Here is a 12,594-nt window from a genome sequence, read left to right as displayed (position 1 = left end):
GAAAGCTTTGCCAACTGCAAAGCTTCATAATGTCGACAAAGTCTACGACTTTGTTGGCATTTTTTGTGCACGCTTTCCGCGGGCACAGCCTCAGCCTGTAGTCTTCGGCTAGTGCTTTTCCCGCAGGAGTCGGCCCAAATCACTGCCACTTTTTAAAATAATAATAACAATATAATCAATCATTGGTTGAAATTATGTAAAGACAAACGAAAATAAAATTGAATTTATAACTAAATTAGAGAAAAGATATTCCCTACATTTCCAATCATAATTAGCCATTGAAATTAATGAACAAAGATTGTCTCAAGGAAAAATATCTATAAAAAAACCAAATGCCTTTACAGCATTTGATTTGTCTACGTTCTGAGCTTTGGCAACATATTACCAAAGCTTTTTATTATTTTTTATATAAACTTTTTTCGCCATCAGGCAGTTTTTCTACAAATGATTTAGGATCTTCAGCATACGTATTACCAACGCCACCATTCATTCTTTGGAAATGAAGATGAGCGCCTGTAGTTTGTTCACCAGTATTTCCTGAAAGTGCAACGACATCGCCAGCTTGCACTTTGTCACCCACTTCAACCTTAAAATCATTTAAATGCATATACCACTGATGATACTGACCATTTGATTCCGAAATTTGTAAGACTTTCCCACCTAAGTCGTTATTAAATGTACGTGTTACCGTACCATCTGAGGCAGCTTTTATAGGCGTATCTTCTGGTAAATGATAATCTATACCGTAATGTTTGCCATCAAAATTACTTCTCTCGTATTCACCAAATGTTTCTGTTTCTCTACTTCCATCAAATAACATGCTAAATGAGTTGTCACTATCTTCATCAGCCTCGTTACTACTTTCTTCAGTAAAAGTTTTATTCATACTGTCTTGAATATCGTCTATGTTAATAATGAGTAGTGTTAACGGAACTATAATAATAATAAGTAAGACAATTGTTTTTATCGTATTTTTCACTATTCAAATCACCTTTAATATATTTAAGTTGTGATATATTAGTATACTTTTTATAGTTTTGATACGCTAATCATACAGCTTGGACACGGCTCATACTTTAGTTTGACGTAACTAAAAAAGTCATCGTATATCGTTTATACAATGACTTTTTTTCACTAATCTAATCTTATTTTAGATTACACTTCTTCAATTTTAAAATTATACATTGCATTAAGAACTATAACTTCCAAGCATATTTTCCATCAGTTTCCATACGCTTTCAACATCCACTGCAGTAGCAAAATAAGCATTTTTTTCTTTATGTGTAATATCATTTAAATCGACTGCCATCGTCCCATATGTAAGCGGACTTTGATGTTCAATATCTATGTGTGTATGTTGCATCGTAAACAAATCTGGTTGTAATAAATACAAGATAGTACAAGCATCATGTATTGGACCGCCATCCATATTAAAATGTGTTTTGTAAGTTGCTTTGAAAAACTCCAGAAGTTCAACGACAAATTTAGCAATTTGATTGTCGATTCGCTTAAATCGATTAATCACTTCATCCGTTGCCAATACTTGGTGTGTAACATCTAGTCCAAATACATTAATTGTCACTCCACTATCAAAGACACGTTTAGCCGCTTCAGCATCTACCCAAATATTGAATTCCGCGTTAGGCGTCCAATTACCAAACGTACCGCCTCCCATGATTATTATAGAATCGATATATTGCGTGATACTTGGATCTTTAATTAATGCAGTTGCTATGTTAGTTAATGGGCCTGTCGCAACAATGGTAACTGGTGTTTCACTTTGCTTTAATGTTTTAATAATGACATCAGCAGCATGATCAGGCGTAGGTTTAAGAGACGGTACTTCAGGTAATTTTGGACCATCCAAACCAGTGTTGCCATGAATTTGCGAGGCAAATGAAGCTGGCTTAATTAACGGACGTGTTGCACCAACTGAGACATTGATATCCCCTCTCCCCATAACTTCGAGCACATTCAATGCGTTCTTTGTGTTTTTTTCAACAGATTGATTACCTGCCACTGTAGTTACTGCTAAGACATCAAGTGAGCTGTTTTTTGCACCAGCTAAAATTAAAGCAATTGCGTCATCATGTCCTGGATCACAATCCATAATAATCTTTTTACTCATATGCTTCACTCCAATCAAAATATTTTAGACGTGCTGCTCATTTCAAATCTTAAAATTATAACTAATACTAAAATTTCATTTGAAAATTTGCTATAACAAAATATTCCTCTTAAACTTTGCGATATTTCCAATTCTTTATTTCGAAATCTTGCTACATTACTATCATACTACTTTTTAACATGGTATTAATAACAATAACTAACCCATATTCACACCAAAAACCATATTAATAATTAAAATATGAAATATTTAAAATAATAAAAAACAGGGAACAATTACAATAGTAATTAAAAATTTTTATTTAAATGATGCAAACGTAAACTTGATCTTTAGGCTACGTTTAAAAAGCTAACGAATTTGCTAACGTGTTACTAAAAACCTGTAATTAAATTTATAGAATATGTGCTAATTACAAAAATTAAAGGAAGTGTTATCAATGAAAAAAAATAGATTGGCATGCGCATTATATTTCACCTGGTTACAATGATTATTTAGATGAATGTTTTAAAGGTAAAGGCGACGGCATATCCACGCCCACTTTTTCAGTGGATGCATATCTGGAACTAATGCGTGCTTTAGATATTGAATTTGGCGTGTTATCTATTTCTAGCCCACATATTAGTGCTGCACTTGATGAAGATATCTTGTCACTCACAGAAGAAGTGAACCAATATGGCGCTCAAATTGTGGCAGAACATCCTGATAAGTTTGGATTTCTCGCAACATTACCGTTACCATTTGTGGAAGAAAGTATTGAAACCATTGACCATGCACTAGATAAACACAACGCTTTAGGTTTCACATTACCTACAAATTCGAGAGGCATTTATCTAGGTGAGCCAGTGATTGACGATGTACTAGCTAAATTAAATGCTAGACATGCGATTGTTGCAATTCATCCAAATGAACCAAAGCCAAGTGTAACGGTCATGAAAGATGTGATCTTGCCACCTTTAATGGAATTTATTTTTGATACGACCCGTACAATTATTTATATGAGTCAGCAAAACGTTTTTAGTAAGTATCCTCATATTCAATGGATTGTCCCTCATGGTGGGGCTGTATTACCAATCATAGCTCAACGTGTGAAGATAGGTAATGAAACGTTTAATCATAGCAACAACACTGATGATTTGGAGCAAGTAATGAAACACCTTCATTTCGATTTGGCTGGTATTGTGATTCCTTATCAGTTGGCTAACCTTTTACCTTGGGCCGATGAAAACAAAGTTATATATGGCTCTGATTCGCCATACACGCCACATAAAGCAGTTCATGTACTTTCAGAGCAACTAGAAGAAAATGACATTGTCTCAAGTTCAACTTTAGAAGCCATGTTATACCAAAATGGGAAAGAATTGCTCAATAAATATAAAAAATAATATATTTAGATATATACTTTATCTAGCCATAAATAAGCCAATGTATGAATGCATTGGCTTATTTTTAATGTTCAATTTTACTCATTACAAATCAAGCACATTGACATTCATGAACTAAAGCCAGATAATTTGTATAAATTATATTATTTGCAACTTATTTAAGGAGGTGCGAAGTCAATGACGACAACACATATTGATCCACGAATTACTAGAACCAAAAAATTATTGATGGATGCCTTTCGTGACATTGCTAAAGAAAAAAAGTTACAAACCATTACAGTGAAGGATATAACTGAACGTGCAACTGTTAACCGTGCTACGTTCTATGCTCACTTTTATGATAAATATGACATTATGGACTACACATTGTCAGAAACCATTCTTAAAAATTTAAACGATAACTTAACCTTATCTTCTGAACTTAATGATGAAACATTATGCAAAACGTTCATCACAATTACGAGTTATATTGAAGAAACACATAATGAATGTAAATTAAATAGTGCTGCATATGGTGAAGTAGTTGAAAAGAGAGTGAAAGAAGAGCTGGAAGATATTTTCTTAACGTTAATTGTACAAAAACATCCAACTGAAGACAGAGAAGCATTAGCTACGAGTGCTCGTTTTTTATCTTGGGGGCTATATGGCACAGCTAAACATTGGTTTCATACGAGTAATACTTCTGCACGTAACTATATCGAAAAAGCACTACCTTTGTTTATGAGCCAAGTATTAAAATGAATTATACAAAAAAGCCTCTAAAGCAATGTATATTTGCTCTAGAGGCTTAATATTTTTCAAAAAACTATTTTTTGTTTTCATTAATAAAGTCTAGTACATCACCAGTTAACGCGACGCCATTGTTACTTTCGCCTTCTACGCCACCGTAATGTAATCCTACTACTTCATTATTCGCATTAAAGATTGGAGAACCAGAGTTGCCGCCAAATGTACTCGCACCATATGTAAGTTGCGTGCCATTATTTGTCAGTACTTCCCCCTTACTTTCCCACATTGTAGCTAATGATTTATCACCCGGGTAGCCAGTTACTGTCACAGGATCACCTTTACTAACACTTGATGCATCTTGGATTGTTGCAGGTTGTACTACATCACCTACAGACTGCCCTTCATCATTGGTATTGAAATGTACAAGCACTAAATCTTCTTGACCAGGATAAGGTTGGATATCTTTTTCCGTAAATTCACCATACGGAAATGAACCTTCATTTTTAGCTGCAGGTGCAAATGTCATATCGCCGTTTGAAAGATTAGCAACATGCTTATTTGTTAATACAGTATTTTTATCGATGACTACACCTGTCGCTATATTTGATCCCATATTCATGTACCCTACTGATTGATAATGACCTGTAGTGGTATTTTCAATTTGTGTTCTATCTTCATCAGGTAATATGACCCTTGGCATAACTTCTGATGATTGATTATTAGTTGTATTATCATTTTGTTGCGTTTGTGTTGGCTGAGTTGTTGTATCGTTATTTTGCGTATCCGTAGCTGCAAAACTACTAAATGGTGCAATTGCGAATAACATTACTAAAGAAAAAGCTATACTACCTATCATTTTTCTTGTAAACATAAATAACCCTCCATCAAAATATATTATACTATTAAAATTTAAAGAAATTTTCAAAAATAATCAAATGTTAATATTAGCTTTTGAAAATATATCACCTTAATTTATAAGTTTTTTTAATAGTATATTCTTAGCTTATACCCTATCTTCGAAAATAGTATCACTTTCAAAACAACACATTTCTCCTTATGTCGTTTAAACAATAAATCGATAAACATTTTGTTTGCATTATATTTCATAACGTAATACAATACATTTAAGCAACAGGTGTTAGTTAGTTAATACTTGTCGGTTAACTAAAGTTAGGAGGGATAGACGTGACAACAATTCAAAAACACAATGGTTTCAAACGGACTTTTCAACAGGATCATTTGACATTAGGCTTAACGTTACCTTTTGATAATTCTGAACACCTCGCATTGTCGTTGGAACATCAAGTTGATTTAGCACAATACGCTGAAACACTTGGATTTACAAGCCTTTTTGTACGGGACAGTCCGCTTTATAGCCCACATTTAGGAAATGTAACGACAAACTACGATCCGTTTGTATTTTTAACTTATCTCAGCGCCAAGACATCGAAAATCGCTCTCGGAACATCTAGTATTGTTGCTACATTACGTCATCCAATTCATATAGCGAAAGCTGCTACTTCTCTTGACTTGATTTCAAATGAGCGATTATTGTTAGGTGTTGCTACAGGAGATCGATCATTCGAATTTCCAGCTTTTAAAGTAAATACAGACCATTTAACTGAGCAATTTCAAACAGCGATAACCTCTATAAATGATTTATGGAAAACACATTCGCCACAAATCTCAAATTCTATATTTGAATTATATGAGGATGCCGGTTTACAAATATTACCAAAACATAAGCATATTCCAATGTTTGCTACTGGGTATTCAAACCAAGATATATCTTGGTTAAAAGCGCACATGGATGGTTGGATGTTTTACCCACAAGATTTTCAACAGCAAAAGAAATCATTACAAGATTGGCATCAAAACGATGTATTCAAACCTTTTATGCATCCACTTGTTATCGATTTGTCGATGAATCCAAATGAGTTGGTTAAACCTATTAAAGGTGGTTATCGCTTAGGTAGAAATACTTTAATAAAAATATTAAAATCATATGAACGTATAGGTACGAATCATATCATGCTACATTTAGTTGAAAATGAAAGAACTTATAAAAATATATTAACAGAGGTAGGAAATTATATTATTCCACACTTTCCACCTCATGAATTACAGGAGGAAAAAAATTATGACACTATTAGATAGAATTAATATACTCGCAAATAAAGAAAAAGTTGAAACATTGAGCATTGAAGAAAAACAAGAACAACATGTATTAAGACAAGAATATTTACAAATGATTCGTGGACAAGTTGTTAACACATTCTCAACTTTGAAAGTCGTTGACCCTTTAGGTGAAGACATTACGCCAGATAAAGTCTATGAATTACGTGAAAATATGGGTACTTTAGATTTAAATTAAATTTATAACTATATAATAAATATTCACTAAAAACGGCTGTGCGCTTTCAAATCAAAGCGCACAGCCGTTTGCTATTTCTAAGTTTCACAATATGCAGTTACTTATATCAATCATTTAAAATTTGTTGCATTGAGCGATCAACACTATTCGCATACATATTTCCAAATTTTACTAAGTGCACCATTAATAAATAAAGTCGATAAAATTCTAAGCGTGCCTCTGCGCCATCGCTCAATGGATAATGCTTATTATATTCATCATAAAATGCTTGAGTAAAACCACCAAACACAGTAGTAATACCTAAATCAAATTCTCTATCACCATATAAGGGTGCCGGATCAAATAACGCAGGCGAACCATCTTCCAAGAACATGTAGTTGCCTCCCCATAAGTCTCCATGTAACAAGGATGGTTTGCTTGTATGTTGATTCAACGCCTCTATAATGACCTTACGTATATGTGCATATGTTTGAGCATCGTCATCTGTCCAGCGTTTTAATCGCAATAATTCATCTTTTAAATGATCCAGACGGCGTTCCACGAATAATGTTGTCCATGAATCCGTCCAGCTATTATCAAATGAAATATCTCCGCCTTCATAAGGTAAATCAAAGCCAAATTTTCCAGCTGATTGTTGTTGGCTATGCATTTTCGCAACAAGCTGTCCTAATTCTTTTTGACTACCGGTCGTACCTTCATCTAAAAAGGTTAATAATAAATAAGCGTCGCCATTAATTTCTCCACTCCCAATTACTTTAGGCGCAGTAATTTGAGCTTGCTCAAAAAGGTTTAAACCTGCAATCTCTGCTGCAAAGAACGCTTCATTACGATCACGTTGCACGAGTAAAAAATAAGTTTCATCGGGCGTTTTCACTTGAAATGCTTCATTCACATCTCCACCACCAACAGATGATATAGATTCTATATGATTTAATGGAAGTTGTGCTTGCCATTCTTGTTTCATTTGTACCCCTCCATAACTTTTTAACTATAATATCGTTACTTCATTATTATTACCGTTTTCAACATATATTAATCAATAATGCTTATTGTCATACATTTTATGTGACACTTCTTAAAATTATCTTGATTTACTCTAGGCATATATTCAGTAAAATGCTAGTCTATTAAAGACATCATTTTCAATATAGCCAACAATATAAATTAACTTTTGGCTTAAATACATATTTTCAATACTAATAAAATTCGATTAACGGAGTGATAATCTCATGTATAAACTAATCAAACCTATTTTATTTCAATATGACCCTGAAAAAGCACATGGTATGACGATCGACGCACTGAAATTCGTACAAAAACATTCTAAATTATTACCAGTCATCGAACAATTATTTCATTATGAGCATGCGGCCCTACATCAAGAGATTCATAGTATTCATTTTGACAATCCAATTGGTCTTGCAGCAGGCTTTGATAAATCTTGTGAAGTTCCTAAAGCTTTAGAAAAAGCAGGATTTGGTGCAATAGAACTCGGTGGTGTTACACCTAAACCACAGCCTGGTAATCCAAAACCACGTATGTACCGATTAGTTGAGGATGATGCTTTAATTAACCGTATGGGCTTCAACAATTTAGGTATGAATAAGGCACTTAGTAACTTACGTAAATATAGCTATCAAATACCTGTAGGTTTGAATGTGGGCGTGAATAAATTTACTGATTATGAATCACGTTATCAAGATTATACAAAAGTAATCGATACATTTAGAAATGATGTAACTTTCTTTACTGTGAATATTAGCTCACCTAACACTAAAAATTTACAAAGCTTCCATGACAAAGATGAATTCTCACAGCTTTGTTCTGCAATTCAATCATATAAAGACAGTCACGATATCAACGTTCCTATTTTTATCAAGCTGACTTCAGATCTTGATTTAGATAGTTTAGGTCGTATGTTGGACCCTATCGTTGAAACTTTTGATGGCATTATTTTAGCTAATACCACTCAAAAACGTGAACAGTTACATTCTGACAATCAACATGAAACTGGTGGTTTAAGTGGTAGACCACTATTTGAGCGTAATCTAGAACTCATTTCTTATGCTTACCAACAAACAAATGGTCAGTTTTTAATTATTGGTACTGGTGGTATATTTAATACAAATGACGTTATTACAATGATGCGCCATGGTGCTTCACTGGTACAACTCTATAGTGCATTAGTATTTGAAGGTCCAGGTCTTACTAAAAAATTAAATAAGAACTTGGCAAAATATCTTAAAACAGAAGGTTATGCGCATATAAGTGATATTATAGGATTAGACGTATAAAATTCAGCAATTATTTAATTTAAAATCATATTACATTATTTTTATTAGGGTATGTAAATAATAAAGGAGGCGCTATTATGTACAAGAAAATACTATTAGCTTATGACTTTGGCAACACATTCGATAACGTTCCGAAAGAACTACAAAACTTAACTGCTGGCGTAGATGACGCAGAAATTACAATTTTCAATGTTATTTCTGAAGGAGAATTGCAAACCTCAGTACGCTATGATGGTAAACATTTTGAAGAATTAGCAAACGAAAAGGGCAAAGAACTTGATCCATTTGTTCAAAAATTAGAAGATCTTGGTTTAAATGTTCGCGTGAGATTTAGTACAGGGTACATCAAGCAATCTATTCTACAAGAAGTAGAAGAAAATCATTATGACATTATCGTCATGAGTAATAAACGTGCAAAATCAGACATTAAAAATGTCCTAGGCAATGTCACTCATAAAATTGCTAACAGCGCGAATCTTCCTGTATTAATTATAAAATAATAGGTATATAAATAAGGAAGCCTCCATCTAAATCTTGGAAGCTTCCTTATTTTTTTAGCATTATCGTCGATTATTTTCGACTTCTATTTATTCTTTATCCTCTTGATTCAAGTATCTTTCAATCACTTGTAATACACCAGAGTCATCATTAGATGGTGCACGGTGTTGGGCTATTTTTTCAAGTTCTGGACTACATTTTGCCATAGCATAACTATGGGTCGTCAGTGCAAGCATTTCTAAGTCATTATTAGCATCTCCAAAAGCTAATAATTCGTCTTTATCTATTCCCCATTGGTTTAAAAGTGCTTGAATCGCCACACCTTTATTCACACCAGGTAAAATAAGATCCACACTCTCAGCACCACTTGTCACGGCACGTATTTCGTGTGCATATTCACTTTCCAAACCAGCTTTCACTTGCTTTACGATATCGTCATCTTTGATTCTCATCGCCACTTTAACAAACTGGTCATCTTTGATATCACTAAAGTTTTCAACTTTTTCAATATCATAGTAATAGTTGGTAATAAAATTCATAAACTCATCGCTACAATTACTTTTAACATATGCTGATTTAATCCCACTTACTATAACATCAGAGATATTATAATCCACCATAATTGTCTGCAAAATGTCAAAAGTAAGTTGTTGGTCAAAATGTGAAGAAGATATTAACGTATCATTAACATATGTAACAGCACCATTTTCTGCTACATACGTAATTTGTGATTCCTTGCCTGGGAAATATGATCGTAATTGGGCATATTGGTTTCCACTTGCTACAATAAATTTTATATTTCGCTTCGTTACTTCTTCAAATATTTTTTCAAAATATATTTCATCAAACGTATGATTGGATTTAAATAACGTTCCATCTTTGTCTACTGCAATTGCTTTTATCATCGGTATACATCCTTCCAAATTCGTTATCAACCCTAACAATATATGCTACTGCTTAATTTACATCACAATAATATTAAATAAATGGCCATCTATGTCACTAAACAAACCACCATAAAACCCTTCTAGCATCGTACCGCTCTGCAATACTTTACCGCCTGCTTCTTCAACTTTATTTAATAATACATCAACCTCTTGGGACTGGGATACGGAAATAGAAACTAATGCTTCATTTGAGCCTATATTAGAAAGGTGAGCTGCTTTTTTAAATTGGCTATGCTCAATAAGCATGATAATTTTATTATCAATCGTTTGAATTCCTCTCATTTTATCCAAAACAGCGTCATTTTGTTGAATTTTAAAGCCAATTGCGCTAAAAAATGCTTCGCTTGCTTTAAGGTCTTTCGCTGGTAAATTTAGCCACGCTGATTGTATATCCATTTTAACATGCCCCCTATTTTTACTCACCATACCATATCTCACTCTATATGGGACATTAATCATCTGCTTTAAACTACATAATCCTTATCCACTTACATTATGATTATACTTATAGTTCAAGTGATTATTTCCTAGGTTATACTATAAAAGCTAAAATCTAACGAATTAATCATCATTAATTTGAGTGAATTTACGAATTTGCGATAGGTCGATCTTTTCAATCAATTGTTCATATGTGTTCAACGCCTTTTTAGTCATTGTTAATCCTTCTTCAGTTAGATAGATATACATAGCGCGCTGATCTTCAACACATTCTTGTCTATAAACGAGCGGACAATCCATTCTTTCTATCCTAACGATTAAACGCGACATTGCACTTTGACTCAAATCTACAATTTTGATTAAATCATTCATTTTATATTTTTTTCCTGTTGCTTTATAAATTTCGTATAGTACATAAAATTCTTTTAAGCTTAAATGATATTGTTGTTTTAACGTTTTTTCTATTAATGATTCTGTATAGTGCACATATTTTGTCATTTCAATCCAATTATTTATTTTTTGCTGTTGTTCCATATAACATCCCCCAATACTTAACTAACATCTCTATTTATTCTTATTTGAATTTATCGATTTAAATTACGTCTAAGCTTGATTCAACTGTTAATCCCATAATTTACCATTAAAAAAGTGAGCGCATTCACTTAAGATTAACACATTCATTATTAAATAAAAAAGTACGTCTAAATACCACTAGCAACTTACTTTTTAATAAAAAAAACATACTGAAAGGCTTTATAAATAAAAGCCCTCTCAGCATGTCCAACTCACTATGAATTGCTATTTAGTAATTTCTCTTTAAGATCTTTACGTTCATATTCTAATGAATATGGATCATTCAACCAATAAATACCTTCATCTACTTTAAATGTATGGTTGTTTTGTACCGCTTCAGTATTTTTCCAAATTTCTTTATTTTCAAATGATAAGTCTGACCCTTTTGCTACAGGAGTCACAACATAATCGCCAGCCATTTCAGGAAGCTCTTCTTCTGAGATATCAGCTAAATCATTTTTCTTCGTTGCTTTTTCTACTTTCTCTGGCATTTTCAGACCAAATGAGTCATATAAAATCTCACTACCATGACCATATGTCTTACCTAGTGCATAGATTTTTTTATCAAAGTCTTTGATGATAGACACTGTTGTATCTGCGCCAATGGCATCTTTAATTGCTTTACCATCATCTTTTGTTTTTTGCTCCCAGTCTTCAACCCATTTTTTTGCTTTATCTTCTTTGCCAACAATTTTCCCAAGTTCTAAGTGTTGTTCTTTATAGTCATGTTTTGCATAATCAAAGGCAACAGTAGGCGCTATTTTTTTCATTTTTTTTAAGTTTTTATCTGTATTATAAGTAATGATTAAATCTGGTTTGAGTTTCGCGACGCTTTCTACATTTTCAGCATCTACCTTATCAACATCTTTAAATTTTTCTTTTAATACTTTACTGTCATCAACGATATTCGCAACACCTACAACATTTGCATCAAGTTGTTTTAAACCACCTGCATATGTTGCCCCTAAAACGACAATACGCTTAGGATCTTTAGGTATTTTCACTTTATCTCCTGAGTCTTGTTTGTAAGTTGTTTTTTCGCTATCTTTTTTAGACGACTTGTCTTCTGAGCCATTGCTACACGCTGCAAGTACAAGCACCAACACTAACAAAGGTAATAATAGTTTCTTCATTGTTTATGTCCCCTTTTTTTATAGTATTTTAAATTATACAGGAAGTTGTATTAAACACAATCATATATAAAGAATTACTATTTGAAATTCTAAATGAT

14 protein-coding genes are annotated in these 12,594 nt (G+C 33.0%); 6 read left to right on the top strand and 8 right to left on the bottom strand.

The features are described 5' to 3' along the window. Positions 1-397: 397 nt before the first annotated feature. The gene (locus ACP3TL_RS13655) at positions 398-979 is read right to left on the bottom strand and encodes a M23 family metallopeptidase (protein ID WP_277575653.1); all 582 of its coding nucleotides are present in this window, start codon (positions 977-979) and stop codon (positions 398-400) included. A gap of 210 nt (positions 980-1,189) precedes the next feature. Next, positions 1,190-2,128, bottom strand: coding sequence for a nucleoside hydrolase (locus tag ACP3TL_RS13650; protein ID WP_069833169.1), 939 nt, complete (start codon positions 2,126-2,128; stop codon positions 1,190-1,192). A gap of 446 nt (positions 2,129-2,574) precedes the next feature. Between ACP3TL_RS13650 and ACP3TL_RS13645 the strand changes: the two genes are divergently transcribed. Further along, positions 2,575-3,510 carry an amidohydrolase family protein gene (locus tag ACP3TL_RS13645; RefSeq protein ID WP_285325984.1) on the top strand — a complete coding sequence of 312 codons (936 nt, stop codon included), beginning with the start codon at positions 2,575-2,577 and terminating at the stop codon, positions 3,508-3,510. Positions 3,511-3,687: 177 nt separating this feature from the next. Beyond that, positions 3,688-4,251 (top strand): TetR/AcrR family transcriptional regulator, encoded by a 564-nt coding sequence (locus ACP3TL_RS13640; RefSeq protein WP_069817873.1) that lies wholly within the window; start codon positions 3,688-3,690, stop codon positions 4,249-4,251. Positions 4,252-4,315: 64 nt separating this feature from the next. On the opposite strand, the gene ACP3TL_RS13635 is transcribed toward ACP3TL_RS13640, so the two are convergent. Beyond that, positions 4,316-5,110, bottom strand: a complete 795-nt coding sequence (locus ACP3TL_RS13635; RefSeq protein ID WP_069833167.1) for a trypsin-like serine peptidase — start codon at positions 5,108-5,110, stop codon at positions 4,316-4,318. Between the two features lie 314 nt (positions 5,111-5,424). Between ACP3TL_RS13635 and ACP3TL_RS13630 the strand changes: the two genes are divergently transcribed. After that, positions 5,425-6,396: an LLM class oxidoreductase gene (locus tag ACP3TL_RS13630; RefSeq protein ID WP_069833166.1), complete on the top strand. Its 972-nt coding sequence runs from the start codon at positions 5,425-5,427 to the stop codon at positions 6,394-6,396. Then, entirely contained in the window at positions 6,380-6,613 is a 234-nt protein-coding gene (locus ACP3TL_RS13625; protein ID WP_069817870.1) for a DUF896 domain-containing protein, read from the top strand. Before ACP3TL_RS13630 ends, ACP3TL_RS13625 begins: the two co-directional genes overlap by 17 nt. 106 nt (positions 6,614-6,719) lie before the next feature. Here ACP3TL_RS13625 and ACP3TL_RS13620 read toward each other — a convergent pair whose 3' ends face one another. Further along, positions 6,720-7,577: a fructosamine kinase family protein gene (locus ACP3TL_RS13620; RefSeq protein ID WP_069833165.1), complete on the bottom strand. Its 858-nt coding sequence runs from the start codon at positions 7,575-7,577 to the stop codon at positions 6,720-6,722. Between the two features lie 265 nt (positions 7,578-7,842). Between ACP3TL_RS13620 and ACP3TL_RS13615 the strand changes: the two genes are divergently transcribed. Together ACP3TL_RS13615 and ACP3TL_RS13610 are read left to right on the top strand one after the other, a co-directional pair. Continuing rightward, positions 7,843-8,907 (top strand): quinone-dependent dihydroorotate dehydrogenase, encoded by a 1,065-nt coding sequence (locus ACP3TL_RS13615; protein WP_069833164.1) that lies wholly within the window; start codon positions 7,843-7,845, stop codon positions 8,905-8,907. Between the two features lie 77 nt (positions 8,908-8,984). Then, positions 8,985-9,407: a universal stress protein gene (locus ACP3TL_RS13610; RefSeq protein WP_069817867.1), complete on the top strand. Its 423-nt coding sequence runs from the start codon at positions 8,985-8,987 to the stop codon at positions 9,405-9,407. An 87-nt stretch (positions 9,408-9,494) separates the two neighbouring features. Here ACP3TL_RS13610 and ACP3TL_RS13605 read toward each other — a convergent pair whose 3' ends face one another. From ACP3TL_RS13605 to ACP3TL_RS13590, 4 genes are all read right to left on the bottom strand, one after another. Continuing rightward, positions 9,495-10,310 (bottom strand): Cof-type HAD-IIB family hydrolase, encoded by an 816-nt coding sequence (locus tag ACP3TL_RS13605; protein WP_069833163.1) that lies wholly within the window; start codon positions 10,308-10,310, stop codon positions 9,495-9,497. A gap of 57 nt (positions 10,311-10,367) precedes the next feature. Next, positions 10,368-10,748 (bottom strand): VOC family protein, encoded by a 381-nt coding sequence (locus tag ACP3TL_RS13600; RefSeq protein ID WP_069833162.1) that lies wholly within the window; start codon positions 10,746-10,748, stop codon positions 10,368-10,370. A gap of 165 nt (positions 10,749-10,913) precedes the next feature. Then, positions 10,914-11,324: a MarR family winged helix-turn-helix transcriptional regulator gene (locus tag ACP3TL_RS13595; RefSeq protein WP_069833161.1), complete on the bottom strand. Its 411-nt coding sequence runs from the start codon at positions 11,322-11,324 to the stop codon at positions 10,914-10,916. Between the two features lie 254 nt (positions 11,325-11,578). Continuing rightward, the gene (locus tag ACP3TL_RS13590; RefSeq protein ID WP_069833160.1) at positions 11,579-12,496 is read right to left on the bottom strand and encodes an ABC transporter substrate-binding protein; all 918 of its coding nucleotides are present in this window, start codon (positions 12,494-12,496) and stop codon (positions 11,579-11,581) included. Positions 12,497-12,594 lie beyond the last annotated feature (98 nt).

It is taken from the genome of Staphylococcus caseorum (genome assembly GCF_049943195.1).
Taxonomy (GTDB): Bacteria; Bacillota; Bacilli; order Staphylococcales; family Staphylococcaceae; genus Staphylococcus; species Staphylococcus equorum_A.
Note: the sequence above shows the minus strand (reverse complement) of the source record. Positions and strands in the feature narration are given on the sequence as shown.

Bases quoted from the DNA above. Each gene is read 5' to 3' on its own strand.
- ACP3TL_RS13650 (WP_069833169.1), bottom strand. From the start codon at position 2,128: ATGAGTAAAAAGATTATTATGGATTGTGATCCAGGACATGATGACGCA.
- ACP3TL_RS13640 (WP_069817873.1), top strand. From the start codon at position 3,688: ATGACGACAACACATATTGATCCACGAATTACTAGAACCAAAAAATTA.
- ACP3TL_RS13635 (WP_069833167.1), bottom strand. From the start codon at position 5,110: ATGTTTACAAGAAAAATGATAGGTAGTATAGCTTTTTCTTTAGTAATG.
- ACP3TL_RS13625 (WP_069817870.1), top strand. From the start codon at position 6,380: ATGACACTATTAGATAGAATTAATATACTCGCAAATAAAGAAAAAGTT.
- ACP3TL_RS13620 (WP_069833165.1), bottom strand. From the start codon at position 7,577: ATGAAACAAGAATGGCAAGCACAACTTCCATTAAATCATATAGAATCT.
- ACP3TL_RS13615 (WP_069833164.1), top strand. From the start codon at position 7,843: ATGTATAAACTAATCAAACCTATTTTATTTCAATATGACCCTGAAAAA.
- ACP3TL_RS13610 (WP_069817867.1), top strand. From the start codon at position 8,985: ATGTACAAGAAAATACTATTAGCTTATGACTTTGGCAACACATTCGAT.
- ACP3TL_RS13605 (WP_069833163.1), bottom strand. From the start codon at position 10,310: ATGATAAAAGCAATTGCAGTAGACAAAGATGGAACGTTATTTAAATCC.
- ACP3TL_RS13600 (WP_069833162.1), bottom strand. From the start codon at position 10,748: ATGGATATACAATCAGCGTGGCTAAATTTACCAGCGAAAGACCTTAAA.
- ACP3TL_RS13595 (WP_069833161.1), bottom strand. From the start codon at position 11,324: ATGGAACAACAGCAAAAAATAAATAATTGGATTGAAATGACAAAATAT.
- ACP3TL_RS13590 (WP_069833160.1), bottom strand. From the start codon at position 12,496: ATGAAGAAACTATTATTACCTTTGTTAGTGTTGGTGCTTGTACTTGCA.